The organism is Pseudomonas sp. S3_A03, from assembly GCF_054668275.1.
This window is the reverse complement of sequence record NZ_CP162753.1, coordinates 5,917,297-5,943,292: the sequence shown is the minus strand read 5'-3', so window position 1 is coordinate 5,943,292 and position 25,996 is coordinate 5,917,297. Positions and strand designations below refer to the sequence as shown.

At 61.6% G+C, this 25,996-nt stretch carries 19 protein-coding genes, 6 tRNA genes and 3 pseudogenes; 10 read left to right on the top strand and 18 right to left on the bottom strand.

The window, feature by feature from the left end; translation table 11 throughout:
* Positions 1 to 161 precede the first annotated feature (161 nt).
* The gene (locus tag AB4O25_RS27465) at positions 162 to 2,609 is read left to right on the top strand and encodes an acyl-CoA dehydrogenase (RefSeq protein ID WP_017529781.1); all 2,448 of its coding nucleotides are present in this window, start codon (positions 162 to 164) and stop codon (positions 2,607 to 2,609) included.
* Positions 2,610 to 2,684: 75 nt separating this feature from the next.
* Positions 2,685 to 3,092, top strand: coding sequence for a PA2817 family protein (locus tag AB4O25_RS27460; protein WP_065876924.1), 408 nt, complete (start codon positions 2,685 to 2,687; stop codon positions 3,090 to 3,092).
* Between the two features lie 62 nt (positions 3,093 to 3,154).
* Here AB4O25_RS27460 and AB4O25_RS27455 read toward each other — a convergent pair whose 3' ends face one another.
* Positions 3,155 to 4,087, bottom strand: a complete 933-nt coding sequence (locus AB4O25_RS27455) for a LysR family transcriptional regulator (RefSeq protein WP_017529779.1) — start codon at positions 4,085 to 4,087, stop codon at positions 3,155 to 3,157.
* Between the two features lie 88 nt (positions 4,088 to 4,175).
* Here AB4O25_RS27455 and AB4O25_RS27450 point away from each other — a divergent pair, with 88 nt between their 5' ends.
* The 3 genes from AB4O25_RS27450 to AB4O25_RS27440 all read left to right on the top strand — a co-directional run bounded on the left by AB4O25_RS27450 (position 4,176) and on the right by AB4O25_RS27440 (position 8,615).
* Positions 4,176 to 4,802 (top strand): alanyl-tRNA editing protein, encoded by a 627-nt coding sequence (locus AB4O25_RS27450; RefSeq protein ID WP_017529778.1) that lies wholly within the window; start codon positions 4,176 to 4,178, stop codon positions 4,800 to 4,802.
* Positions 4,803 to 4,927: 125 nt separating this feature from the next.
* A complete protein-coding gene (locus AB4O25_RS27445) occupies positions 4,928 to 6,667 on the top strand; it encodes a dipeptidase (RefSeq protein ID WP_068932421.1) in 1,740 nt (579 codons plus the stop codon).
* Positions 6,668 to 6,875: 208 nt separating this feature from the next.
* Complete coding sequence (locus tag AB4O25_RS27440; protein WP_017529776.1) at positions 6,876 to 8,615, top strand: dipeptidase; 1,740 nt, start codon at positions 6,876 to 6,878, stop codon at positions 8,613 to 8,615.
* Positions 8,616 to 8,685: 70 nt separating this feature from the next.
* Here the strand turns inward: AB4O25_RS27440 and AB4O25_RS27435 are convergent.
* From AB4O25_RS27435 to AB4O25_RS27410, 6 genes are all read right to left on the bottom strand, one after another.
* Positions 8,686 to 8,761 (bottom strand) — tRNA-Gly (locus tag AB4O25_RS27435).
* 3 nt (positions 8,762 to 8,764) lie between these two features.
* Positions 8,765 to 8,840, bottom strand: a tRNA-Glu gene (locus AB4O25_RS27430).
* Positions 8,841 to 8,945: 105 nt separating this feature from the next.
* A tRNA-Gly gene (locus AB4O25_RS27425) sits at positions 8,946 to 9,021 on the bottom strand.
* 3 nt (positions 9,022 to 9,024) lie between these two features.
* Positions 9,025 to 9,100, bottom strand: a tRNA-Glu gene (locus AB4O25_RS27420).
* Positions 9,101 to 9,205: 105 nt separating this feature from the next.
* Positions 9,206 to 9,281 (bottom strand) — tRNA-Gly (locus AB4O25_RS27415).
* 3 nt (positions 9,282 to 9,284) lie between these two features.
* Positions 9,285 to 9,360 (bottom strand) — tRNA-Glu (locus tag AB4O25_RS27410).
* A 358-nt stretch (positions 9,361 to 9,718) separates the two neighbouring features.
* Here AB4O25_RS27410 and AB4O25_RS27405 point away from each other — a divergent pair.
* Together AB4O25_RS27405 and AB4O25_RS27400 are read left to right on the top strand one after the other, a co-directional pair.
* Complete coding sequence (locus AB4O25_RS27405) at positions 9,719 to 10,489, top strand: hypothetical protein (protein WP_026067464.1); 771 nt, start codon at positions 9,719 to 9,721, stop codon at positions 10,487 to 10,489.
* Between the two features lie 120 nt (positions 10,490 to 10,609).
* Positions 10,610 to 11,422, top strand: a complete 813-nt coding sequence (locus tag AB4O25_RS27400; RefSeq protein WP_017530383.1) for an alpha/beta fold hydrolase — start codon at positions 10,610 to 10,612, stop codon at positions 11,420 to 11,422.
* Between the two features lie 36 nt (positions 11,423 to 11,458).
* On the opposite strand, the gene AB4O25_RS27395 is transcribed toward AB4O25_RS27400, so the two are convergent.
* The 4 genes and pseudogenes from AB4O25_RS27395 to AB4O25_RS27380 all read right to left on the bottom strand — a co-directional run bounded on the left by AB4O25_RS27395 (position 11,459) and on the right by AB4O25_RS27380 (position 15,916).
* Entirely contained in the window at positions 11,459 to 12,163 is a 705-nt protein-coding gene (locus tag AB4O25_RS27395) for a methyl-accepting chemotaxis protein (protein WP_460151008.1), read from the bottom strand.
* 201 nt (positions 12,164 to 12,364) lie between these two features.
* Positions 12,365 to 12,517: pseudogene (locus tag AB4O25_RS27390) on the bottom strand (HAMP domain-containing protein); the annotation flags it as partial.
* Positions 12,518 to 13,540: 1,023 nt separating this feature from the next.
* Positions 13,541 to 14,953 carry an aminotransferase-like domain-containing protein gene (locus AB4O25_RS27385; RefSeq protein WP_065878015.1) on the bottom strand — a complete coding sequence of 471 codons (1,413 nt, stop codon included), beginning with the start codon at positions 14,951 to 14,953 and terminating at the stop codon, positions 13,541 to 13,543.
* A 201-nt stretch (positions 14,954 to 15,154) separates the two neighbouring features.
* Positions 15,155 to 15,916: an SDR family oxidoreductase gene (locus AB4O25_RS27380; protein ID WP_460150215.1), complete on the bottom strand. Its 762-nt coding sequence runs from the start codon at positions 15,914 to 15,916 to the stop codon at positions 15,155 to 15,157.
* 226 nt (positions 15,917 to 16,142) lie between these two features.
* Between AB4O25_RS27380 and AB4O25_RS27375 the strand changes: the two genes are divergently transcribed.
* Entirely contained in the window at positions 16,143 to 17,150 is a 1,008-nt protein-coding gene (locus AB4O25_RS27375) for an NADP-dependent oxidoreductase (protein WP_017530387.1), read from the top strand.
* A gap of 74 nt (positions 17,151 to 17,224) precedes the next feature.
* Here the strand turns inward: AB4O25_RS27375 and pyrF are convergent, their stop codons facing one another.
* A complete protein-coding gene (gene pyrF / locus AB4O25_RS27370; protein ID WP_460150213.1) occupies positions 17,225 to 17,923 on the bottom strand; it encodes an orotidine-5'-phosphate decarboxylase in 699 nt (232 codons plus the stop codon).
* A 259-nt stretch (positions 17,924 to 18,182) separates the two neighbouring features.
* On the opposite strand from pyrF, the gene AB4O25_RS27365 reads away from it, so the two are divergent.
* Positions 18,183 to 18,947 carry a response regulator gene (locus tag AB4O25_RS27365; RefSeq protein ID WP_460150211.1) on the top strand — a complete coding sequence of 255 codons (765 nt, stop codon included), beginning with the start codon at positions 18,183 to 18,185 and terminating at the stop codon, positions 18,945 to 18,947.
* A pseudogene (locus AB4O25_RS27360) lies at positions 18,947 to 19,980 on the top strand (sensor histidine kinase). The gene AB4O25_RS27365 and the pseudogene AB4O25_RS27360 overlap by 1 nt, the downstream one beginning before the upstream one ends.
* A gap of 11 nt (positions 19,981 to 19,991) precedes the next feature.
* Here AB4O25_RS27360 and AB4O25_RS27355 read toward each other — a convergent pair.
* The 6 genes and pseudogenes from AB4O25_RS27355 to AB4O25_RS27330 all read right to left on the bottom strand — a co-directional run bounded on the left by AB4O25_RS27355 (position 19,992) and on the right by AB4O25_RS27330 (position 25,919).
* A complete protein-coding gene (locus AB4O25_RS27355; protein ID WP_017529287.1) occupies positions 19,992 to 21,053 on the bottom strand; it encodes an AI-2E family transporter in 1,062 nt (353 codons plus the stop codon).
* A gap of 71 nt (positions 21,054 to 21,124) precedes the next feature.
* Entirely contained in the window at positions 21,125 to 21,943 is an 819-nt protein-coding gene (locus tag AB4O25_RS27350; protein WP_017529288.1) for a DUF4892 domain-containing protein, read from the bottom strand.
* A gap of 102 nt (positions 21,944 to 22,045) precedes the next feature.
* Positions 22,046 to 22,900 (bottom strand): alpha/beta hydrolase, encoded by an 855-nt coding sequence (locus AB4O25_RS27345; RefSeq protein ID WP_017529289.1) that lies wholly within the window; start codon positions 22,898 to 22,900, stop codon positions 22,046 to 22,048.
* Positions 22,897 to 23,700, bottom strand: coding sequence for an alpha/beta fold hydrolase (locus AB4O25_RS27340; protein WP_017529290.1), 804 nt, complete (start codon positions 23,698 to 23,700; stop codon positions 22,897 to 22,899). The genes AB4O25_RS27345 and AB4O25_RS27340 overlap by 4 nt, the downstream gene beginning before the upstream one ends.
* A 96-nt stretch (positions 23,701 to 23,796) precedes the next feature.
* Positions 23,797 to 24,240, bottom strand: a complete 444-nt coding sequence (locus AB4O25_RS27335) for a hotdog fold thioesterase (RefSeq protein ID WP_460150209.1) — start codon at positions 24,238 to 24,240, stop codon at positions 23,797 to 23,799.
* A 30-nt stretch (positions 24,241 to 24,270) separates the two neighbouring features.
* A pseudogene (locus tag AB4O25_RS27330) lies at positions 24,271 to 25,919 on the bottom strand (AMP-binding protein).
* Between the last annotated feature and the right edge of the window lie 77 nt (positions 25,920 to 25,996).

Here is a 25,996-nt window from a genome sequence, read left to right as displayed (position 1 = left end):
TCTAACGACCGGCCTGCCGCAGAGATAACGACGATTCGGCCAAATGTCGGCGCCTGCTGATCGTTGCCTCCCGTACAACTCGTTACACCCCGACCACCGCGCTTTCTAGGATGCCGACTAAGCTCCTTGGTGGTTTCGCCCTGGTTCACGGAGGATTGAATATGCTGTTGTTGTGGATACTGGTTCTGGTGGTCGGCGTTGCTTACCTGGCGCACCGCCGCACGGCGCCCCTGCCCGCCTTGGGCGTGGTTGCCGTTTACTTGTTGGCGATGGGGGCCTGGAGCCATGCACCGGGTTGGCTGCTGCTGATCTTCTGGGTGTTGATCGCCATCGTCGCCGCGCCCTTGTTGCTGCCCGACCTGCGCCGCCAATACTTCACCAAACCACTGTTCAGTTGGTTTCAGAAAGTCCTGCCGCCGATGTCCGAAACCGAGCGCGACGCCATCGACGCCGGCACCGTGTGGTGGGACGGCGAGCTGTTCAGCGGTCGCCCCGACTGGGACAAATTGCTGGCCTACCCCAAGGCCCGATTGACCGAAGAAGAACAGGCCTTCATCGACGGCCCCACCGAAGAACTCTGCGCCATGGTCAGCGACTGGGAAATCGGCCAGGCCATGGACCTGCCGCCCGCCGCCTGGGAGCACATCAAGACCCACGGTTTCTTTGCCCTGATCATCCCCAAGGAATACGGCGGCAAGGGCTTCTCCGCCTACGCCCACTCCCAGGTCGCGATGAAGCTGGCCACACGCAGCGGCGACCTGGCGTCCACTGTGATGGTGCCCAACTCCCTCGGCCCGGCCGAACTGCTGCTGCATTACGGCACCGATGAGCAACGCAACCACTACCTGCCGCGCCTTGCGCGTGGCGACGACATCCCGTGTTTCGCCCTCACCGGCCCGCTGGCGGGCTCCGACGCAGGCGCCATGCCCGACACCGGCGTGATCTGCAAAGGTGAATGGGAAGGCCAGGAAACCCTGGGCCTGCGCCTGAACTGGGAAAAACGCTACATCACCCTCGGCCCGGTCGCGACCTTGCTCGGGCTCGCCTTCAAGGCCTATGACCCGGACCACCTGCTGGGTGAAGAAGAAGACCTGGGCATCAGCCTCGCGTTGATTCCTACCGATACCCCTGGCGTGGAAATCGGCCGTCGCCACCTGCCGCTCGGCGCCGCCTTCATGAACGGCCCCAACTCCGGCAAGGATGTGTTCATCCCCCTGGACTACCTCATCGGCGGCCAGGAAATGCTCGGCAAGGGCTGGATGATGCTGATGAATTGCCTGTCAGTAGGCCGTTCAATTTCCCTGCCGGCGGTCGGCACCGGCGCGGCCAAGTTCACCAGCCTGGTGACCGGCCAATATGCTCAGGTGCGCGAGCAGTTCAATGTGCCGCTGTCGGCTTTCGAAGGAATCCAGGAAGCCCTGGCGCGTATCGGCGGTAACGCCTGGCTGATGGACAGCGCCCGCATGCTCACCGCCAACGCCGTCGACCTGGGCGAGAAACCCTCAGTGCTGTCGGCGATCCTCAAATACCACCTCACCGAGCGCGGCCGCGAGTGCATCAGCCACGCCATGGACGTGCACGGCGGCAAGGGCATCATCATGGGCCCGAACAACTACCTGGGCCGCAGCTGGCAAGGCGCGCCCATTTTCATCACGGTGGAAGGCGCGAATATCCTCTCGCGCAACCTGATGATCTTCGGCCAGGGCGCCATCCGCTGCCATCCGTTCGTGCTCAAGGAAATGGCCCTGGCCGGTCGTGAAGACCACGACCAGGCGCTGAAAGAGTTCGATGGCCTGCTGATGCAGCATATTGGTTTTGCCGTGGGCAACGCTGCCAGCACCCTGGTACTGAATCTCGGCGTTGGGCATTTCGAGAAAGCCCCCGGCAACCGCTTGAGCCAAGGCTATTTCCGTGCACTCAATCGCCAGGCCGCCGCGTTCGCCCTGCTCGCCGACTTGAGCATGATGCTGCTGGGCGGCGAGCTGAAACGCCGCGAACGCCTGTCGGCACGCTTGGGCGATGTGCTGAGCCACATGTACCTGGCGTCGGCGGCGCTCAAGCGTTATCACGACCTGGATTCGCCCGACCATCTGGAACCGCTGTTTGCCTGGGCCATGGAAGAAAGCCTTGGCGAATCGGAACGCGCACTGGATGAATTGCTGAGCAACTTCCCGAACAAGGTGCTCGGCTGCCTGCTGCGGGTGATCGTGTTCCCGTTCGGCCGTCGCCACACCGGGCCGTCGGATGCACTGGATGCCCAAGTGGCTGCGGTGATCGGCCGCGCCAAAGGCGACCCGACCCTGGAAGAATTGCTGGCCGGCTGCTACCGCCCGCAATCGGCGGACGATCCGGTAGGCGCGCTGCAACAGGCTTACGATCTGCTCGGCGCCAGCCATCCGCTGCAGAAAAAACTCCACACCGCGCTGAAAAGCGGCCAGGTCAAACCGGCCGCCGGCGAGCATGCCATTGACGCCGCGCTGCACGCCGGCGTGCTGCAACCGGCCGAAGCGCAGGCCCTGCGTGACGCCGAAGCGGCGCGACGCAAGGTGATCGACGTGGATGATTTCAGCAAGGAAGAACTGAGCCAGGCAGAGGGCAAAACCCGCTGAGTCGAGCGGTCATATAAATACGGGCGCTTGAGCTATATACTCTCGCGCCCGTTTTTGCTTTAGAGGACTTATCTCGTGTCCAACGTCGTTGCCGATCATCTCGTCTTGCTCGACCACCTGCGCAGCATCCTGGTTGCCGTCGGCGAAGCCGAACAGGTGCCCGAGGAAAGCCACACCCTGTTCCTGGAGCGCTTTGACGAATTGCGCGCTCTGCTGCCCATCGACCCGATCGAGAGCCAGTACCTGGGCCAGGACCTGATGAGCCAGGTCATCCTGCGCTACCCGCAAATTGCCCACCTGGTGCCGCGCGACCTGCTGTGGTTCTTTGGCGGCGATTGCCTGCACTTTATGCCCGACGAAGAACTGGACCTGTACCAGGCCCTGGAAGAGCGTCGCTATGAAGCCGAACAGAACGACGAACCGTTCGATTGGAACCAGGAAAAGCAGTTGATGGCGATGCCCCAGGATCAGAGCAAGCACTGATCTGGAGAATGCTGAATTCCAGTCTGTGTGCGAGCACGCCCGCACACATTTCCATTGCGTTTCTACCGTCGACGCAATGTCGGCTCCTTCGCCATGCACTCCACCAGATAGTCGATAAACACCCGCAACTTCGGCGGCAGGTAGCGCGTGGGCGAATGCAGCAACCATGCGTCGCCATGGTAGGACGCAATAAAATCCCACCCTGGCAACACCTGGACCAATCGCCCCTCCTCCAGCGCATGACGCGCCGTAAAGTACGGCAGGCTAGCGATACCCACATGCTGCAACACCGCATCCAGCCGCACGCCGGTGTGATTCGCCGCATAGCGCCCGCGCACGCCGACGGTGACGGCCTTGCCGCCCTGACGAAATTTCCAGCGTGAGTCAGCCGGGGTTTCGCCAAGGTAAATGCAACTGTGCTGCAGCAAATCATGGGGATGCGCCGGCGTGCCGTGTTCGGCCAGATAGTGCGGCGTCGCGCAGAGCAAATGCTCGATCGGCAACAACTGTCGCCCCACCAGCCCCGGCGGCGGGCTGTCGGTAATGCGGATGCTCAGGTCGACGTTATCGTCGATCAGGTCCACATGCCGGTCTTCCAGGATTAACTGCACATCCACCTTGGGATAGCGCCGCAGGAACGCCGGCATATGCGGATGCACCACAAACCGCCCCACCGCCTTGGGCACGCTGACCCGCACCAGGCCCTCGGCTTCATGAGTGAACTGGCCACTGACCTCCATTACCGAGCGCGCCGCACTGACCATCTCCTTGCAGCGCTTGAAGACTTCTTCACCGCCTTCGCTCAGGCGCAATTTGCGCGTGGTGCGTTGCAGCAAGCGCGTGGCCAGGGCCTTCTCCAGGCGCGAAATACTGCGGCTCACCGCCGACGGCGAAACGCTCAACTGTCGCGCCGCTTCGGAGAAGCTGCCGGTTTCCACCACTTTGACGAAAATTGCCATTTCGCCCAGTAGCGGTAAAGGAAGATTGATGCTCATAACGCACAGGTCCATTGATAACTGCGCGGATTATCACTCATCGGCGCACTATTTATACTGCCCACAGAACCCTGATGCGGATGTAGAAATGACCGAGCGCCTGTTTTTCACCCATGACCACCTGACCGCCGAACTTGAAGTGATCAGTTGCATACCCCGCGAGGGCCAGTTTGCGGTGATCCTGCGGTCGACGATTTTTCACCCGCAGGGCGGCGGCCAGCCCTTCGACACCGGCCAGCTCGGCGAAAGCAACGTACTGCGCGTGGCCCTTGAGGCCGATTGCGTGGTGCATTACCTCGACCAACCCGTGGCGCCCGGGCCAATCACCGTGCGCGTCGATGCACAACGCCGCGCCCTGCATAGCCGCCTGCATTCGGCCGGGCACTTGATCGGCAACGCTGGTGAAACCCTGGGCTGGAAGCCGATCAAGGCGCACCACTGGCCAGGTGAAGGCAAAATCACCTTTATCCGCGGCGAGGCCGCTCAAGCGATGAATGCCGAAGTGATTCAACAGCAAGTCAACCAATGGATCGCGGCGGACTTCCCACGCCATACGGCCCTGGAAGACGGCACCCGTGAAGTGGGCTTCGGTGAATTGCCCGTCTATGCCTGCGGCGGTACCCACGTGCAAACGCTCAGCGAATTGGGCCAAGTGACGATCCTGGCCTTATCAGAGAAAAAGGGCGCACTGTCGGTGCGTTACACCCTCGATTGAGGGGTGTGGCCATACCCTGGCCAGCCTTGACCATGGCCACCCGAGTAGTGGTAGTGTGTAGAAATGTTTCTGACAGATCGATCAGAAACGCCCTACTCCCACCTTGCAAAGGAATGCTTTCAACAATGCACTTTCCACTCAAGCAATTGGCGGCGGCCACCCTGTTCGCGGCTGGCCTTTCGTTAGTGACCTCGCCCGCCTTCGCTAATATCACGCCGTCACAAAGTACGGCGATTCTCAAACAGTTCAACGAAACGTCCGTCACCGATTTTCGTGGTTTCCTCGGCACCCTGGCCAAGGGCGACCTGGGCAAAACCGATGACGTGGGCCCGGCGATCGGCGCCTTCCTCGATAACCAAACCTTGAGCGCCGACCAGCAAAACGAGATCAACCGCCTGCTGGGCATTTATACGCGGGTGAAATACGGCAAGGCAGCCCTGGAAACCCTGCGCGAGCTGGTGGAAATTCCGACGTTCAATGTGGACGGCGTGCCGCAATACCAAAACCCGGAGTTCCTCAAGATCGCCGACAAGATCCAGGCCCTGGCCAAGACCTTCAACCTGGACTTCCGCAACGTCGATAACCGCGTGTACGAAATCTCGCTGGGAGGCAGCGGCGACGAAGTGGTCGGCATTCACGCACACGCCGACGTAGTGCCGGTGACGCCGGAAAACTGGGTGCTCAAGGACGGCACCAAACTCGACCCGTTCAAGGTCACGTTGATCGGCGACCGCATGTACGGTCGCGGCACCGAGGACGACAAGAACGGCATCGTGGTAGCGATGTACGCGATGAAGGTGATCAAAGAAGAAAAGCTGCCGCTGGCGCGCAACTTCAAGCTGCTGGTGGACACCACCGAGGAGACCTCCGGCGACGCGATCCCTTATTACTTTGAACACAACCCCACACCGCAATACAACCTGGCGCTGGATGGCGGCTACCCGGTGGTGATTGCCGAGAAGGGGTATGGCACCGTCATGGCCACGTTCCCGCGTCGCACGGGCGAAGGCAAAGGTGCAGAAATCGTCGCAATGACGGGCGGCATGGCGACCAACCAGATTCCGTCGGCCTCGGTCGCCACCTTTATCAGCGACACGCCTGCGCAATTGGCGGCCAGCCTGCAAACGGCCGGCACCGAATACGCCAAGCGCAACGGGGGCGACTTCGAGGTCACCGCCAAGGTCGACGGCAAGGACGTCAAACTGACCGTCACCGGTGTGTCGGCCCACTCCTCCGAGCCGGAATCCGGTATCAACCCGGTGGCGCGCATGCTGGAGCTGATCCACAGCGTCGACGGCAAGATCGCCCTCAAGCACAACCACATCACCGACGCTGCGCGGTATGCGTCCGATAACTGGGGCCTGGATTATCTGGGCGGTAAATTGGGCGTGGGTTTCTCCGATGAATTCATGGGGCCATTGACCACCTCACTGACCTTTGTCGGCCTGGATGACAACACTTTCAAGCTGGCGGTGAACCTGCGGGTGCCGAAGGGCAAGTCCCCGGAGAAACTCAAGGCCCAGATCGCCGAGAAGCTGAGCGCCTGGGACAAGCAGACCAAGGTCAACGTGAACTTCACTTACTCGGTCGCCGAGCCGATGTTCCGCAACCCGGAAGGTGAATGGGTGAAGGCCTTGCTCGCGGTAGCCAGTGAAAACCTGGGCATGGAACACAGGTTCGGCACCTCGGCCGGCGCAACCTCGGTGCATGAGCTGCCGAACGGCGTGCAATTCGGCCTGGCGCGGCCGGAGGTGAAGTACACCGGGCATACCGACAATGAGTTCAAGACGGTCGAGCAGTTCTTGCTGGACCTGCAGATCGTCACGGAAATGATGGGGCGTGTGGGGCAGTTGCCGAAACTCTGAAACCTCTGCTCTCACCCATATGAAAACGCCGCTCCCCCTCAGAGCGGCGTTCTTGTCTGGGCAGAACATGCGTAGGAAACCTCCTGTTTTGCTCGACCTCAGCCCCTATGAGTCTTTCAGGCTGCTGTTCGACACCACTTTCCATGGCATTGGGTGCTAGTTTCGACAGGCCTCTCCAACTACCTACGCAGATAGGAGTGCCATAATAATGAACAACCCACTCAAAGCACTGCTCGCCGCCACTGCGCTCGCCGGCAGCCTTTCAACATTCTCCCTGCCCACATACGCCAACATTACCCAGCAGCAGAGTTCAGTCATTCTCTCGACTTTCAGTGAGACATCGTTCACCGATTTTCGTGAGTTCCTGAGACGCCTGGGCACCAGCAGCCTCGCCGTCAGCCAAACACTCGCACCGGCAATCAATGCCTTCCTCGATGCCAAGGACCTTACCAACGAGCAGCAAAACCAGCTTCATCGACTGCTTGGCTTGTATGCACGACTCAAATACCGTGATGCAGCCATCGATACCCTGGGTGAACTGGTGGCCATCCCAACCTTCCGCGTGGAAGGCGTCGCTCAGCATGAAAATCCCGAGTTCCTTCGGTTCGCCTACACCCTCGAACGCATTGCCCGATCGTTCAACCTGACATTTCGCAACGTCGACAACCGCGTATATGAAATATCCTTGGGCGATAGCGGCAACGAGGTCGTGGGAATCCATGCGCATGCCGACGTGGTACCAGCCAATCCAGAGGACTGGGTGCTTGAAGACGGCACACGCCTCGATCCATTCCAGGTTACTCAGGTAGGTAACCGCCTGTATGGCCGAGGCACGGAGGATGACAAAAACGGGATCGTCGTGGCGCTATATGCAATGAAAGTCATCAAGGAAGAACAACTGCCGCAGGTACGCAGTTTCAAACTACTGGTGGATACCACCGAGGAGATCGCCGGCGATGCGATCGCCTACTACTTTTCACGCAACCCAACCCCCAACTACAACATCGCACTCGATGGCGGCTATCCCGTGGTGATCGCCGAGAAGGGCTACGGCACGCTAGTTACCCATTTCCCCCGGCGCGACGCACAGGGCAAGGGCGCCGAAATCACCTCCGTGACGGGAGGACTTGCCGCGAACCAGATCCCGCGGACGGCCGTCGCGACTTTTGCCGATGACAACCCGGCACAATTGGCGGCCGTCCTGCAAAAGACTGGCGCCGACTATGCCAAGGGCAATGGCGGCGACTTCGAGGTGACCGCCGAGGTCGTCGGCAAGGACGTCAAGCTAACGGTTACGGGGGTTGCGGCCCATTCCTCGGAACCCGAGTCAGGTGTAAACCCCGTCGCCAGGATATTGGGCCTGATCCACGAGTTGGCGGGAAAAATCGCCCTCAAGCGCAACCACATCACTGACGCAGCGCGCTACGCCACCGACAACTGGGGCCTGGATTATCTGGGCAACAAACTGGGGATTGGCTTTACCGATACATTCATGGGGCCACTGACCACCTCCTTGACCTATATCGGTATGGACGAAAGAGCTTTCACCGTGACGGTCAATCTGCGAGTGCCGAAGGGCAGGGCCACAGAAGTACTCAAAACCGATATCGATGAAAAGCTGCAAGCCTGGAGCCAACAGACCGGGGTGGCGATGACCATCGATTGCTCGATTGCCGAGCCGATGCACCGCAACCCCGAGGGTGAATGGGTCAAAGCATTGCTGGCCGTGGCCACCGAGAACCTTGGCATGGAGCCCAAGTTCGGCGCGTCCGCAGCCGCTACATCGGTCCATGACCTGCCCAACGGCGTGCAATTCGGCCTTGCCAGACTCGATACCAAATATACCGGCCACACCAACGGTGAATTCAAGACAGTCGACCAGTTCCTCCTGGATTTGCAGAACGTGACCGAGATGATGGGGCGAATCGGGCAAATGCCCAAGCTCTGACGACGAGGTCTTTATAAATCAAGCACAAACAAAAACGCCGATCATCACTGATCGGCGTTTTTGTTGAATATGGAGCGGGAAACGAGACTCGAACTCGCGACCCCGACCTTGGCAAGGTCGTGCTCTACCAACTGAGCTATTCCCGCAAATGGCGTCCCCTAGGGGACTCGAACCCCTGTTACCGCCGTGAAAGGGCGGTGTCCTAGGCCACTAGACGAAGGGGACACGCTACTGAAACACATGGTGTGTATCTCAGTGCCCAGAGGCCTCGCCCGAAGACGCGGCCCTGGTTTCACTCAATGTCGCCCAAAGGCAACACTGCTTAAAATTTGGAGCGGGAAACGAGACTCGAACTCGCGACCCCGACCTTGGCAAGGTCGTGCTCTACCAACTGAGCTATTCCCGCAAATGGCGTCCCCTAGGGGACTCGAACCCCTGTTACCGCCGTGAAAGGGCGGTGTCCTAGGCCACTAGACGAAGGGGACACGCTACTGAAACACATGGTGTGTATCTCAGTGCCCAGAGGCTTCGCCCGAAGACGTGGCCCTGGTTTCACTCAATGCCGCCCAAAGGCAACACTGCTTAAAAATTGGAGCGGGAAACGAGACTCGAACTCGCGACCCCGACCTTGGCAAGGTCGTGCTCTACCAACTGAGCTATTCCCGCATATGGCGTCCCCTAGGGGACTCGAACCCCTGTTACCGCCGTGAAAGGGCGGTGTCCTAGGCCACTAGACGAAGGGGACACACGTACAACATTCACTACTCAACGCGTTTTGCTGTGTGCTTTACGCTTTAAGTGGCGCGCATTCTATGGATGGATTGGTAGATCGTCAACCCCCAAGGATAAATTTATTAAAATCAATGACTTCGCCTGCGTTTGCAGGCTTTCATGGGCATTCTGCCCGTCCAGGCCTTGGCGCCTATATTCTGGCGCACGACAAGACGTTATAGTTCGCTCAAGCAAATGATGGCAATGTGCATCCATGCAGGGAGCGCGTACCTATATAGAAGAAACTACCTGGGCAATTGGTCGATCAGTCCTATCCGATAGCTGGCCCAGTCACTACACTCCACTGTAAACCCTATAAAGAGGTCACACCGGTGACACCACTCATGATCACCCTGCTGGTAATAGCCGGGATCGCAATACTGATCGCCATTGGCTACATGAACCACGTGGTGGAAAACAACAAGCTGGAAAAACAACGCACCGTGATCGAGCTCAACGATCGCATGCGTCGTTGCGGTGAAATCACCGAGACGTTCCCTGGCCAATTCATGACCCCGGCGCTCAAACTGTTGTTGACCCGCCTGGAGCTCAACGTCAACCAGCGCCTGTTAAACCTCAACAAGACCAGCGCAGCTCACAAGGCGCGCATCACCGAGTTGAGCGCGCTGGTGGCCCAGGGCGAGTCCATTCCGGTAAACAACCCACCCACGCCGATCCAGACCGAAGCCAAGGCCAAGGACGTACGCTTTTTGCTCGAAGCCCTGCATGGCCAGGTCACTCGCGCCGCCCAGGACGGTTTCCTGCCGGCAAACGAAGCCAAGCACTGGATCAAGGAAATTCGCCATATCCTGGTGCTGCTGCACATCGAGTTCTTCAATAACCTCGGCCAGCACGCCTTGCAGCAGGGTCAGCCGGGCCAGGCGCGCCTGGCCTTCGAGCGCGGCGCGCAATACCTGCGCAAGCAACCGGAGCCTGTGCTCTATAGCGCGCAGCTGCAGCAGCTGGAAGCCCAACTGGCGCGTACCAACGCTACCGTGCTGGCCAACAGCCAACAGACGATAGAAGAAGCCAGCGAATTGACCGAGGGCATGAAAGAGGTCGAGGCCGACGCCGAGTGGAAAAAGAAAGTCATCTACGACTGACCAAGCCTCCCCTCGTGGTGAGCCCTGCTCACCACGAGATGCCATCACTTTGCACCTATCCCCATGCCCAAGACTCGCGTAAAAACATGCCCCTCACTCCGTGAAGTTAGAGGTCGTGCCATGCCTTTCGCCGTGATTGATGGACAACCGCTGCACTATATCGACCAGGGCACAGGCCCCGTGGTCCTGCTGGGGTCAAGCTACCTGTGGGACCGCCATATGTGGGCACCGCAGATCGAGGCCCTGTCGCAACAGTACCGCGTCATCGTTCCCGAGCTGTGGGGGCATGGCGAATCGGGCCCGCTGCCCACGCACACCCACTCCCTCGACGACCTTGCGCGCCAGGCCCTGGCGCTGCTGGATCAGTTGGACATCGCGCAAATCAACCTGGTTGGCCTTTCGGTGGGGGGCATGTGGGGCGCGCGTCTCGCATTCTTGGCGCCCGAGCGCATCAACAGCCTGGTGCTGATGGACACCCACCTCGGGGCCGAACCCGAAGCCACGCGCCAATACTACTTCTCGCTGTTCAAGATGATCGAAGACGCCGGCGCCATTCCTGAGCCGTTGCTGGATGTGATTGCCCCCATCTTCTTTCGCCCGGGTATAGACCGCGAGTCGGCGCTGTATCAGGATTTTCGCTCGTCGCTGCAAGGCTTCCCACGGCAACGCCTGCTGGACAGTATCGTGCCATTGGGCCGCCTGATCTTCAGTCGCGAGGATGTACTCAAGCAACTGCCGAGCCTGGACCGCGACACCACATTGGTGATGTGCGGCGAGCAGGACAAGCCGCGCCCCCCGCACGAGTCCGAGGAAATGGCCGAACTGATCGGCTGTACCCTGACATTGATTCCAGACGCCGGGCATATCAGCGCACGGGAAAACCCGGACTTCGTCAACGAAGCCCTGCTGACCTTCCTCGCCAACCACGCCTGACCACCCTCGCCTTTGCTCACCGCTCCCCGGCGGCGATCAGAGGCGGAAGTGCCCCACCATCCCCTTGAGCTGCGCCCCCAACTGCGCCAGTTGGATGCTGGACGCGGCGTTACCCTGCATGCTCAACGCCGACTGATCGGCGCTGGCACGGATACTGGTGACACTGCGGTTGATCTCTTCGGCCACCGAGCTTTGCTCTTCGGCCGCGGCGGCGATCTGCTGGTTCATCTGTTGAATCAATGACACCGCCGCCGCGATGCTGCCCAAGGCACTTTCTGTTTCCAGGGCATCACTGACCGCCAACTTCACCAGTTCGCCACTTTGCTGGATCTGTTGCACCGACGACTGCGCCGCGCTGCGCAAGGTGCTGACCAGCCTCTCGATTTCTTCGGTCGATTGCTGAGTCCGCTTGGCCAGCGCCCGGACCTCATCGGCGACCACGGCAAAGCCACGGCCTTGCTCACCTGCACGGGCGGCCTCGATGGCTGCGTTCAAGGCCAGCAGGTTAGTCTGCTCGGCCACGCTCTTGATGACGCTCAACACCGTGCCGATGTTCTGGATTTCGGCGCTGAGGCTTTGGATGCTGGCACTGGCACTGGTGCTCGAATTGGCCAGCAACTCGATGCGCTGCAAACTCTGGCGGACCACTTGTTGGCCGCTGTCAACCTTGTCGTCCGCCGTCTGCGCGGCTTGCGCGGCCTCTTCGGCATTGCGCGCCACGTCGTGCACGGTAGCGGTCATCTGGTTCATCGCCGTGGCCACTTGCTCGGTTTCTTCCTTCTGGCTGCTGACCTCGACATTGGTCTGCTCGGTGACGCTGGACAACGAATGCGCCGAGCTGGCCAATTGCTCAATGCCAGCTTGCAGCCCACTGACCATATCGCTCAAGCCGTTCCCCATCTGTTGCATCGCCTGCATCAACTGCCCGATTTCATCCCGGCGGCTGACCTCCATGCGCCCACTCAGATCACCGGCTGCGATTTGCTGCGCCACCGCGATCACACTGCGCAGCGGCGCGACGATCAGGCGCGTAATCACCCAGGCCGCAATCAACCCCACCAGCAACGCCAACGCCGACGACCCGATGATCAACATCGCGCTTTTCTTCAGTTGTGCCCGCATCGACACATCTTCAGCGTCATAGGCCTGGTTGACCCGGCTGACCACTTGGTCGGCCCGATCATGCAACTGTTTGTAGACGACCTTTTCCTGCGCCAGCAGGCCGGTGTATTCGCCCAGTTTCTCGCTGAAGGCGGCGATATGCCCCGAGACTTCGCCGAGTACCGTCTGGTAGCCAGGGTCCTTGACCGCGGTTTTCAGCTGTTCCACCTGAGCCAGGGCTTGATCGGCCTGCTCGATCTTGCCTTGCTCGGCGTCATCCGCATCGACCCTGCGGCTCTGGTCCAGGCGCACGTGGGCTTCGTTCATGGCCTGCAGCATCAAACGCGAGACCTGACTGACCTGGCCGGCCTGCTCGATAAACTCGGCGCCCTCCTTGCCTTGGCTTTCCTTGAGACCATAGGCGCCGTCGTCCGCCAGCCCGGCCTGCAACACGTCGAGGTTATTGGCCACACTGGACACCGACCAACTGGCCATTTCCAGGGCCAGGTCCTTGGTCTGGGTCAGTTCGACAAACTCGTCGAACGCCTTGCGGTAGGCGGCCAGAGCCTGCTCTACATCCGTCATCACCGGCACATTCGCCGCAGACTGGGCCTTGAGGCTGGCCGCCTGCGCGGCCAGGGCATCGATACTTTCATGCAAGGCATCGACCGCCTTGGGGTCGGCATGCAATGCATAGTCCTGCTCGATCAGGCGCACCTTGAACAAACCGCTGTTGAGCGACGACATGGCCTTGAGGTCTTCGAAACGCTGACCAACGGTTTGCAATGACCACACGCCGATAGCCGCTACCAAGGCCGTCAGCAGCAGCACCAGAGTGAATCCAAGAGCCAGTTTTTTCGCCATACCGAGGTTGGCGAAACGTCGTTGCACGCCCGAAATCATTGCACGTGATCCTCTTGCAATGGCAGATGCCATCAAGCCCGATTGACAAGACACGAGATTCGCAACGACCAGGCCATCAACACAAGGCGTCGGCGCCACAATAATGGCAAAAAGCTACACGATCGTCGTTTTCAGGATGGTCGAGGTCGATCTGGCAGGTGCCATGGCACGGAACAAGGCCAAGGCCCGCTGATCAGCAGCATAGGCCACATTTATACGCAGCCACTCACTGTGTTCACCGGTCGGGCTGAACAGCGCCCCAGGCGACAGCAGCACCCCCAGCCGTCGGGCACAGGCTTGTAGCCGCGACAGCTCACTCTCGGCCGGTCGCGCCCATAACAACATGCCGCCGGCGGGCACGGCGAACACCTCCCATTCTTCGTCCTCCAGCACTTGCAACGTGGCGGCCATTTCCGTGCGCAGCCGCTTGCGCAAGCGCTGCACCCACTTGCGGTACGTACCATTGGCCAGCAGCGCGGCGACCACTGCTTCGGCAAACCGCGAAGTGCCGAAACCGGTCAACGTCTTGAGGCTGACCAACTGCGCGATGATCGCCGCGCTGGCACAGAGGTAGCCCACGCGCAACGCGCTGCTCAGGGTCTTGGAAAAACTTGCGATGTAGATCACGCGATCGCCATGGGGCAGCGCCGAAAGCCGTGTGCAGCTGGCGTGCTGCAGATCCCCGTAGACGTCTTCTTCAATGATCAGGAAGTTGTCGCGATGGGCCAGCTCCAGCAAGCGCTCGGCCACCGCCCGACCGAGGCTGGTCCCGGTGGGGTTGTGATACAGGCTGTGAATGAACAGGCATTTGGGGCGATGCTGCTGCAACAGCGTTTCCAGCGCCGGCAGGTCCGGGCCGCCTCGGGTGCGCGGCACTTCCAGCAGGTGCACGCCCTGGAACGCCAATTGCCGATAGAGGTTGCCATACCCCGGCGTTTCCACCACCACGCTGTCACCGGCCCGAAGTAACGTGCGTATCAACAGGTCCTGGGCATGGCTGGCGCCTGCGGTCGTGAGGATGCGATCAAGGCTGGTGGCGATGTGAACCCGGGTAAGGTGCTTGAGCAGTTGCTCGCGCAGCACGGGCAAACCCAACGGGGTGCTGTAGTTGAACAGGCCCGCCGTGTCGGAGCGGGTGACTTCACGAATGGCATAACTGATGTCATCGCTTTCATGCCAGGTATCCGGCAGCCAGCCGCAGCCGAGTTTAAGCTCGCCCACGGGGTTATCGGCAAACGCCCCCCAATCGCGCTCCGCGCCCTCATACCAGTGGCCCTCGTGCGAGACAGGCGGCTGGGCCACCACAAACCCCGAGCCCTGCCTCGGTGCCAGCAACCCTTGAGCGACCATCCGCTCGAAGGCCTCGATGACGCTGGATTGGCTAAGCAGGTTATCCAGGGCCACCTGCCGGATGGACGGCAGGCGCGTGCCGGGACTCACCCCGTCCTTGCGGATCCATTGCGCCACCGCGCTGACGATTTGCTGCACCACCGGTACAAGGGCTTGTCGATCGATCCCTAAATCCATGAGCCACTCACTTCAACTGTCTGATTTCAACCCGAAGAGTTAAGCACAGAAGCCCGTAGTGGCCGGCGGCAAAAATCTATTAAATTATTGATTTTATTAGCTTATTTACCTAATGATACACATTCGATCACAGCGTTTTGCCAGCTTTGGAAAAGCCCCACAGCACCCCAGACTTTTTCGAATAGGGTGCGGCGCAAGGTCCTAGATCGCCGTCGCGCCACCGTCGACCGCCAGGGCGTGGCCGGTGGTGAACGCAGCGCCATCGCTGCACAGGTACAACACGGCGCTGGCGATTTCCTCGACTTTGCCGATCCGCCCAACCGGGTGCATGGCCGCAGCGAATTCGGCCTTGCGGGGGTCGGCCTCATAGGCGCGGCGGAACATATCGGTGTCGATCACCGCCGGGCACACCGCGTTGATGCGGACTTTCTTCTTCGCATACTCGATGGCCGCCGACTTGGTCAGGCCGATCACGGCGTGTTTGGAAGCCGCATAAATGCTCATTTTCGGCGCCGCGCCCAAGCCCGCCACCGATGCGGTATTGACGATGGCACCGCCGCCCTGGGCCAGCAGCAACGGCAACTGATACTTCATGCACAGCCACACCCCCTTGACGTTGACGCCCATGATGGCGTCGAACTCATCCAGGCTGCCGTCCGCCAGCTTGCCTTTCTCGATCTCGATCCCGGCGTTATTGAAGGCGTAGTCAAGACGGCCATAGGCGTTGACGGTTTGCGCCATCAGTTGTTGCACGTCCGCCTCCAGCGTGACATTGCAGCGCACGAACAGGGCCTCACCGCCAGCTTGCCGGATCAACGCCACAGTGCCCTCGCCGCCCGCCACATCCAGGTCGGCAACCACGACCTTCAAACCTTCTGCGGCGAACGCCAGCGCGGTGGCGCGGCCAATACCGGCGGCGGCGCCGGTCACCAGGGCGACCTGGCCGGAAAACGTCATGCTCATGGGAATGTCCTGTGGAAGAAATAGCGGTGGCGCGAGTCTAGCCAACGCCGGGACTTGCACGTCAGCACTATCAAACGGCCGGTTAGCGCTGCATGAGTGCGGGTGATAAGCCGCCAGGGCCGACTATCAATGACACCTATCGACAAGCATTCGCCCCCAGCACGAACCTTGCCCGCAGGCCCTGGAAGGTCTATCACTCATGCTTCATTTCTAAAGAGCCGCTGCCATGACCGCCCAGACCAATCGCCAATTCCTGCTCGCCAAACGCCCGGTCGGCGCAGCCACCCGGGACACCTTCACCTACCAGGAAGTGCCGGTGGGCACGCCGGCGGACGGGCAAGTGTTGGTACACAACGAATACCTGTCCCTCGACCCGGCCATGCGCGGCTGGATGAATGAGGGCAAGTCCTACATTCCGCCCGTCGGTATCGGCGAAGTCATGCGCGCGTTGGGCGTGGGTAAAGTAATTGCGTCGAACCACCCCAACTTCGCCGTCGGGGACTACGTGAACGGTGCCCTGGGCGTGCAGGATTACTTCGTCGGCGAACCGCGGGGTTTCTATAAGGTTGATCCGTCACTAGCGCCTCTGCCCCGCTACCTGTCCGCGTTGGGCATGACTGGCATGACCGCCTACTTTGCCCTGCTGGACACCGGCGCGCCCAAAGCCGGCGAAACCGTGGTGATCTCCGGCGCGGCCGGCGCGGTGGGCAGCATTGCCGGGCAAATCGCCAAACTCAAGGGCTGCCGCGTGATCGGCATTGCCGGCGGTGCCGACAAGTGCAAGTTCCTGGTGGATGAACTGGGCTTCGACGCCGCCATCGACTACAAGAACGAAGACGTACCCGCCGCCCTCAAACGTGAATGCCCCAAAGGCGTGGATGTGTATTTCGATAACGTCGGCGGCGACATTCTCGACGCGGTGCTCAGCCGCCTGGCGCTGAAGGCACGGGTGGTGATTTGCGGCGCCATCAGCCAGTACAACAACAAGGAAGCCGTGAAAGGCCCGGCCAATTACTTGGCACTGCTGGTCAATCGCGCGCGCATGGAAGGCTTTGTGGTGATGGATCATGCGGCGAACTTTGCCGCTGCCGGGCAGGAGATGGCCGGTTGGATGGCCCAGGGCAAGCTCAAGAGCAAAGAAGACATCGTAGACGGGCTGGAGACCTTCCCGGAGACGCTGATGAAGCTATTCAACGGCGAGAACTTCGGCAAGTTGGTACTCAAGGTCAACTGAACCACCCTGGAACCTCTCAACAGGGGAGCGGGCTTGGCTCGCTCCCCTGTTTTTTTACCGCGTATGCCCCAAGGTCAGGCGATCTCGGCCACTACCGCCGCCAACGCCTTGGCCGGATCGGCCGCCTGGCTGATCGGACGACCGATCACCAGATAGTCGGAACCCGCGTCCAGCGCCTGGCGCGGGGTCAGGATACGGCGCTGATCGTCGTGGGCGCTGCCTGCGGGACGGATACCCGGCGTCACCAATTGCAACGACGGGTGAGCGGTCTTCAGCGCCTGGGCTTCCAGGGCCGAGCACACCAGGCCATCAAGGCCGGCTTTCTTTGCCAGGGCGGCCAGGCGCAGTACCTGCTCCTGGGGCTCGATGTCCAGGCCGATCGCCGCCAGGTCTTCGCGTTCCATGCTGGTCAGCACGGTCACACCGATCAGCAGGGGCTTGGGGCCGCTGCGCTGTTCCAGCACTTCGCGGCAGGCACTCATCATGCGCAGGCCGCCTGAGCAGTGCACGTTGACCATCCACACGCCCATTTCGGCGGCAGCCTTGACCGCCATCGCGGTGGTGTTGGGGATATCGTGGAATTTCAGGTCGAGGAACACTTCAAAGCCTTTGTCACGCAGGGTGCCGACGATTTCCGCGGCGCAACTGGTGAACAGTTCCTTGCCGACCTTGACCCGGCAAAGCGCGGGGTCCAACTGGTCAGCCAGCTTCAGTGCGGCGTCACGGGTGGGGTAATCCAGGGCGACGATGATAGGAGTCTGGCAGACGGACATTGGGATGGGCTCTCAGGCAAGTCGAAATCGGCGCGGATTGTAGCGCAAGCGGCGCCGTTGCGGGATCCGATGATCGGTAAATACTGACCAAGCGCTACCCGGCGGGCATTGGCGGGCATTATGTCAAAGCCGATACATTCACGACATGCCCCCAACACGCCCCGCCGCTAGCCTCGCTCGCACGACCTACCGACCAGCACTTCCAGCCATGGGGCTGGGCGCCTATGCTGACCGCAACAACCAGGCAGACGATCGCACTATGCAGACCCCCTTTGTCCCAGTGAACGGCGAACAGAAAGGCGCGGTAATCGCCGATGAAAAACGTTGGAACACCCGCGCGCTGATCGTCGATGACGATGTGCCGATCCGCGAATTGCTGATCGACTACCTGGCCCGCTTCAATATCTTCGCCACCGGCGCCACTGACGGCACCGCGATGCGCCTGGCCATGCAGGCCGAAACCTTTGACGTGGTGGTGCTCGACCTGATGCTGCCAGGCGAAGACGGCCTGTCGCTGTGCCGCTGGCTGCGCGCGGAGTCGGATATCCCGATCCTGATGCTCACCGCCCGCTGCGAGCCCACCGATCGTATCATCGGCCTGGAGCTGGGCGCCGACGACTACATGTCCAAGCCGTTCGAGCCGCGCGAGCTGGTGGCGCGTATCCAGACCATCCTGCGCCGGGTGCGGGATGACCGTACCGAGCAACGCGCCAATATCCGCTTCGACAACTGGCGCCTCAACAGCGTGCTGCGCCAGTTGGTGGCCGACAACGGCCTGGTGGTGCCGCTGTCCAACGCCGAGTTCCGTCTGTTGTGGGTGTTTATCGAGCGCCCGCGCCGGGTGCTGAGCCGCGAGCAATTGCTGGATGCGGCCCGTGGGCGTTCCATCGAAGCATTTGATCGCAGCATCGACCTGCTCGTCTCGCGCCTGCGCCAGAAACTGGGGGACGACCCCAAGGCCCCGCAGTTGATCAAGACCGTGCGCGGCGAAGGCTATCTGTTCGACGCACGGGATATCGGTTGATGCGTGCGCCCTTCAACACACTGTTTGGTCGGTTGTTCGGCGTGTTGCTGGTGGCGATTGTGCTGGCCCATGCGCTGGCGTTCTTCTGGTTTCACCACTACGGGCAACCGCCTCCACCGCCGGAGCGTTTTATCGAGCAGCCGGGCGCGAGCAGCATGCCGCTGCGCGAAAAGCCCCCCGCCCTTGGTTCGGCGGCCCGGTCGTGCCCCTGACCTTTCAATTTTTCTCGCTGATTATTGCGGCCTGGTACGGTGCCAAATTGTTGAGCCGACCGATCCAGCGCCTGAGCGAAGCGGCAGAACGCTTGAGCCTGGACCTCGACAGCCCGCCCCTCGACGAATCCGGCCCACGGGAAGCGCGCCAGGCAGCCTCGACCTTCAACCTGATGCAAAAGCGCATTCGCGAACAGGTCAGCCAGCGCGGGCGCATGCTCGGCGCTGTCTCCCACGACCTGCGCACTCCGCTGTCACGCCTCAAGCTGCGCCTGGAGCAGATCGACGATACAAAATTGCAGGGCCAGATGCGCCAGGACCTGGACGACATGATCGGTATGCTCGACGCCACCCTGAGCTACCTGCACGAACAGCGCACCAGCGAAACCCGACACTGGCTGGACGTGCAAGCCCTGGTGGAGTCGACGAGTGAAAACGCCCAGGACCAGGGGTCGGATGTGCAATTCACCGGCACCTGCGCCCCACTGCAGGTGCAGCCCATGGCCTTGCGCTCCTGCTTGAACAACCTGATCGACAATGCGTTGCGCTATGCCGGCACGGCACATATCGAGCTGGCGGACAGCAGCGAAGCCTTGGTAATTCGGGTGATCGACCAGGGCCCGGGCATTGCCGCCGACAAGCGCGAGGCGGTGTTCGAGCCGTTCTATCGGCTCGAAGGCTCCCGCAATCGCAATTCCGGCGGCGTGGGTTTGGGCATGACGATTGCCAAGGACGCCGTGGAACGCCTCGGCGGCCGCCTGAGCCTGGAGGAGACCCCAGGCGGCGGCTTGACGGCGGTGATGTGGTTACCCCGCACCTGACCCGGTAGCCACTACGACGGTTTGTCTTCGCGGCGCCCCTGCGCCTGGGTGGCGCTCCAATCCGTCAGCAGGCTGTACGCCACGGCCAACAGGGTGGGGCCGATAAACAGGCCGATAAAGCCAAAGGCGATCAAACCGCCGAATACCCCGAGCAACACGATCACCAGCGGCAGGTTGCCGCCACGGCTGATCAGGTACGGCTTGAGCACGTTGTCCACGCCGCTGATGATGAACGTGCCCCACACGCCCAGGAACACCGCGTAGGTGTAGTCGCCCTTCCATGCCAGCCAGGCCGTGGCCGGGATCCACACCAGCGGCGGGCCCATGGGGATCAGGCTGAGCAGGAACGTGACGATCCCCAGCACCAGCGCGCCCGGCACACCGGCGATCAGGAAGCCGATCAGCGCCAGCACGGCTTGGGCGGCGGCGGTGCCGATCACGCCGTTGACCACCCGTTGCACCGTACCGGCCACCAGTTCGATGTAGTACCCCGCGCGGTCACCGATCAGGCGCTCCAACAGGCGGTGCACGAACATCGCCAACCGTGGGCCATCGCGATAGAAAAAGAATACGAACACCAGGCTCAAGGTCAGTTCAAGGATGCCGCCGCCGATCTGCGCACTGCGCGCCAGCAACCAGTTGCCCACCTGGCCCAGGTAAGGCTTGAGGCTGACCATCAACGCCGCGCCCTGCTGATCGATGCTGTTCCACATCCCGACCAGGCGCTCCCCCACAAAAGGGATCGAACCCAGCCAGGTCGGCGCCTCGGGCAGGCCGTCGACCTGAATATCCTTGATCAATGCCACGGCGTCGCGCACATGGTCCGCCAGGTTGAACCCCAGCCACACCAGCGGCACCGCCACCAGCAGCATCCAACCCAGGGTCAGGATGCCGGCCGCCAACGATTCGCGGCCGCCCAGCCAGCGCGTCAGCAGCACCATCAGCGGCCAACTGGCAAATGCCAGTACCGCGCCCCAGAACAGCGCCGACCAAAATGGCGCCATCACCCAGAAGCTGGCACCAAACAACACCAGCAGCAGGATTTGCACCAGCAGGCGATCGTTATTGAGCATGGGTATCTCGAGAAGAAGACTGTAGGAAGAGAGCTTAGGCGAACGGCGCGGGTCCGTTCGCCTGGTAGCGGTCAGCGTATCAGATGCAGGTGCAGGCCTTTGGTTTCAGCGGTACCGGTTTCCAAACGGGCGGCGCGCACGCCTGTGTCGACCAAGGCCTGGCGCCAGGCCTCGGCATGCGGGCCGGCCAGGCTGACGCGCAACGTGGTGTCGAGGTTCAAGCCACGGGAGATCAAGGTCAGCCAGGTGGCGTCCGGCTCTGCGCCGAGTGCGGGAAAGTCCAGCTCGCCGGTGCTTTTCAACTCGCGCAACAACGTCGCCGAGGTGGGCAACAGAGCCCCCAGCGGCGCGCTCGCGTTCATTTGCTCTACATGCAGATAAGCGCGGCGGTTACCGCGGGTGATGCCGTACAACGCTACCAAGGCATTGTCCTGCGGTGCGGCCAGACGCAGCAGCAGGTATTCCTGCTGGCCATCGGCACCCACCAACTTGGCGTTGCCGAAAATCTCGTTGGCCCACAGGCTGCTTTCGCCGCAATCGCGGGCCTGGCACCAGAACAACAGTTGCGCGCCGTTGGCCTGCAATGCCTCGCGGGTGGCGGTAAACGCAGCGCTGGAGCTGTGTTCGGCGGGCATTTCATAGGTAATGGCGGTGGTTTGGCCGCGCGCGGTGGCCTGGCCTTCATAACGCAATTGGCCGCTGATCTTGCGGATCGCGCCCATGGGGTAGATACGTTCTTTTTCTTCGGCGGGGCGGTAATCGACGATTTGCGCATCGACCTGACGGGCCACGGCAGGCAGGTCCTGGCTACCCGGTACGTCGGCGGCAAACACCCAGGGGCTGAGAAGGCTCAACCCGAAGATACGGATACATCCGTTACGCACGCTCATAAGATCAACGCGCCTTGGCCATCGTAGGTCGCAGCGGTGTTGAGATTGTTCATGGTTGACTCCCTTTCAATCCGCCCAGCCTCGGCAGTTGACCGCGCCAAGTCAAGGCGCGGAGAAGAACCGATTGAAACAGTCTGCAACAAGAACCGCACCGGGCTCATCATTCAGGTGCAAATGATGGCCACCTGGCAGCGTCGTCACGCTAAAGGGGAGCTGGGAAAGCAATTCCGGATGTTTCGCCAGCATGCCGTCGGCTGCCACCACCAACTGCGCAGGGCAAGCGACACGACGCACGAAAGCCATGGCCTGTTCGTCGGTCAGACGCATCGGCGAAGCCAGGGTCAAGCGGCTATCGGTGCGCCAGGTATAACCGCCCGGCACCGGCATCAAACCACGCTGGGCCAGCAGTTCGGCGGCTTCACGGCTGACGGCCACCAAGCCTTTCATCCTCGCCTCGACGGCGCGATCCAGGGTGGTGTACACCGGCTTGCGCTTGCCTTGCAGGTTCAATTGCGCCTGCAACGCCATGCCCAGGCGCTCGGCCGCGTTCTCGCCACTGGCCGTCGGAGGGATCACACCGTCGATCAACCCCAAGTGCGTGACCCGTTCCGGCAAGGCACCGGCCAGCACCAGAGAAACGATGGCGCCGAGGGAATGGCCAAGTAATGCAAAACGTTTCCAACCCAGTTGCTCGGCCACTTGCAACACATCGAAGACGTAATCCCACAATGCATAACCCGCGCCGGTTGGACGGTGCGCCGAATGCCCATGGCCCGCCATGTCCAGCGCCACGATGCGCAAGCCTTCGAGCTTGGGCGCCAGGCGCGCAAAGCTGTTGGCGTTGTCCAGCCAGCCATGCAGGGCGATCACCGGCACGCCATCCTCCGGGCCAGACAAATGCGCGGCCAATTCGATATGCGCCAGGCTCAGGCGGACTTCTTCGACCGGCGTGCTCATGCGCAACTGCGCTCGCGGGCCTGCCAGCGGGCGAACAGGGTCTTGATCAAGGTCGCCGTGTCTTGCGGACGTTCAAGCGGGAACATATGTCCGCCCGGCATGGTGAGCATCTCTCCCATCGGCAGGCGGTCTACGCCGCTGGCATGGTGACGCATCACCACGCGGCTCTGGCGGCCGCGCACCACCGCCAAGGGCACCTTCAACTGGCGTACCTGGCCGGGGCTGGTGTGGGGCACACCACGGTAAATGCTGATTTCAGTGGCCGGGTCGAAACGCAAACGCAGGCGATCACCCGCCTGGTACAGGCCATGTTGCAGGTAAGCCTCGAAGCAATCGGGGTCGAAGCCACGAAACAGCGTCTTGCCGGCGAAGTAACTGCGCGCGGCGTCCAGGTCGCTGAACTCCTCACGCCGGCCCAGGGTGCGCCCCGCCGGGGTCAGGCGGTCGATAAAGCCGAAACGCTTGGCCGCGCGTATCACCCAGCGGTCCGCACGGGTCAGTACCGGCGAGTCGAGCATTACCACCCCGCGATACAGTTGCGGCCGGCGCAGGGCCGCGTGCAAATGCAACACGCCCCCCAAGGAGTGGCCCACGCCCCATACTGGTTCCGGCTGTTGTTCCAGATGGTGGATCAATTCATCCACCAGGTTCTGCCAGTTATCGTCCACGGGAAACCTGGGGTCGTGGCCGTGCTGCGGCAAGTGAGCCACGCTGTATTGCGGGGCCAGGGCGGCAAACAGCTTGCCGTAGGTGGCCGATGGGAAGCCATTGGCGTGGGCAAAAAACACGTGCTGCGACATACCGGCCCCCTCTCCAAAACAAAAGTGGATTGTCACAACGCCAGGTCGGCACAGCAATGACTGTAACTGCCAGGAATGATGACACTCACGCCACGCCTATCGCGCCGGCGGGTTCTCGCCCAGGGGCACCACGGCCATGGTCAGGCGCGAAACGCAGTTGGCCTTGCCATCCTCGGTGGTCAGGCGAATGTCCCACACCTGGGTGGTGCGGCCGATATGGATCGCCTTGGCCACCGCCGTCACGCGCCCGCTGCGCACGCCGCGCAAGTGGTTGGCGTTCACCTCCAGGCCCACGCAGTAGAACTTCCTGGGGTCGATGCACAAATAGGCGGCCATGGAACCGACGCTCTCGGCCAGCACCACCGAGGCGCCACCGTGCAGCAGGCCGTAGGGCTGATGGGTGCGGTGATCGACCACCATGCTGGCGGTCAGGGAGTCGTCGTCGAAGCTTTCAAAGCGAATGTCCAGCAGTTCACCGATGGTGTTTTTCTGCGCGGCATTGAGCTGTTCGATATTCGGTTGCGTGCGCCACAGGCTCATGGGGTAGTCCTTGTTGGTTTTATGATGGGCCTAATCCTGCCACACAACGGTCTCGGAACGCTCGCTCCAACGCTGCAATTGCGCGCCGTAGGTCGACTCGATGACGTTGCGCTTGATCTTCAAGGTTGGCGTCAGGAAGCCGTTTTCCACGCCCCAATTGTCGCTGACCAACACCAACTGACGCAGGCGCTCGTGCTTATCCAGCGCCTGGTTGACGTGTTCCAGCCAGCGCTCAAGGCTAGCGCGCAACGCTTGTCGGTCATGGCCTGCCGCCGACAGCACGCACAGCCCTATCGGCGCCGCGAGGCCATCACCCACCACGCACACCTGCTCGATGCTCGCATGTTCGGCCAGGCGGTTTTCGATCGGCGCCGGGGCCACATATTTGCCTTTGCTGGTCTTGAAGATCTCCTTGAGCCGCCCGGTCAGGCGCAGGCGGCCGTCGGCATCCTGCTCGCCTTTGTCGCCCGTGCGCAGGAAACCATCGGCAGTGAGTGTCTCAGCGGTTTTTTGCGGGTCTTTGAAATAGCCGAGCATGGTCGCGTCGCTGCGCACCTGCACTTCTCCCGACGGTTCGATCCGCACCTCGACGCTCGGGCACGGCGGGCCGATCCAACCGATTTTCTGCGCGCCCGGGCGGCACACATGGGAATAACCGCAGCTCTCGGTCATGCCATACACCTCAAGCACGTCCAGGCCCAGCCGCCAATACCAGCGCAGCAGGGCTTGCGGCACCGGCGCCGCGCCGGACAGCGCAATACGCAACGCATCCAGGCCCAAGCCGGCAAGCACCTTATGGCCAACGTACTTGCCGATAAACGGCAGGCGCAGCAAGGTGTCGAGGCGCTTCTGCGGGGTCTTGGCGTACACCCCCATCTGGAATTTGGTCCAGATACGCGGCACGCCAAACAGCGCGGTCGGGCGTGCCCTGCGCAAGTCCGCCAAAAACGTGTCCAGGCTCTCGGCGAAAAACACGGTTTGCCCGGTATAGATCGCGGCCATCTCCACGAACATACGCTCCGCCACGTGGCACAGCGGCAAGTACGACAGCAAGCGGTCACCCTCCCCCAGGCCAAACAATTCGGCGCCGCGGGTAGCGGCGAAGCCCAGGGCACCGAAACTGTGCATCACGCCTTTAGGCAGGCCGGTGGTGCCGGAGGTATAGATGATGGTTGCCAGGTCGGCGGCCGCAGGCGCGGGGTTGTCCTGGATCGGCGGGCAGGCTTGGAGGTCGGCCCAGTTGAAGTCGAACGCGCCACCCGGGCACAGCGGCAGGCTGATGGTCGGCAAGCCGCCAGGTACGCCAGGGGCCATGGCGGGCCAATCGTCGAGCTTGCCGACAAACACCAGCGCCGCTTCGGAATGCCTGAGCACATGGGCAACCGAGTCAGCCGTGAGGTTGGGGTAAAGCGGCACCGAGACATGCCCGGCCATCCAGATCGCCAGGTCGGCGATGACCCAGTGCGCACAGTTTTTCGAGATCAGGGCAATGTGCGAACCCGCCGGCAATTCCCGCTCGCGCAGCCAGCGCGCAGCGCAACGGGCCTGGTGGCCTACTTCACTCCAGGTGAGCGTCTGCACCTCGCCCCCGCGAAGGGCTGAACCAGAAAGCGCTGGCGCGGATGGCGCGCCTCACGTTCGAAGAAGACGTGCAACGGCAAACGAACAGCGACGGGCATGGGACGCGCTCCTTTGTGATCCGACCATAGCCAACCAAGCACTTGCTTGGTCTACGGTATAGCACACACAAAGCAGC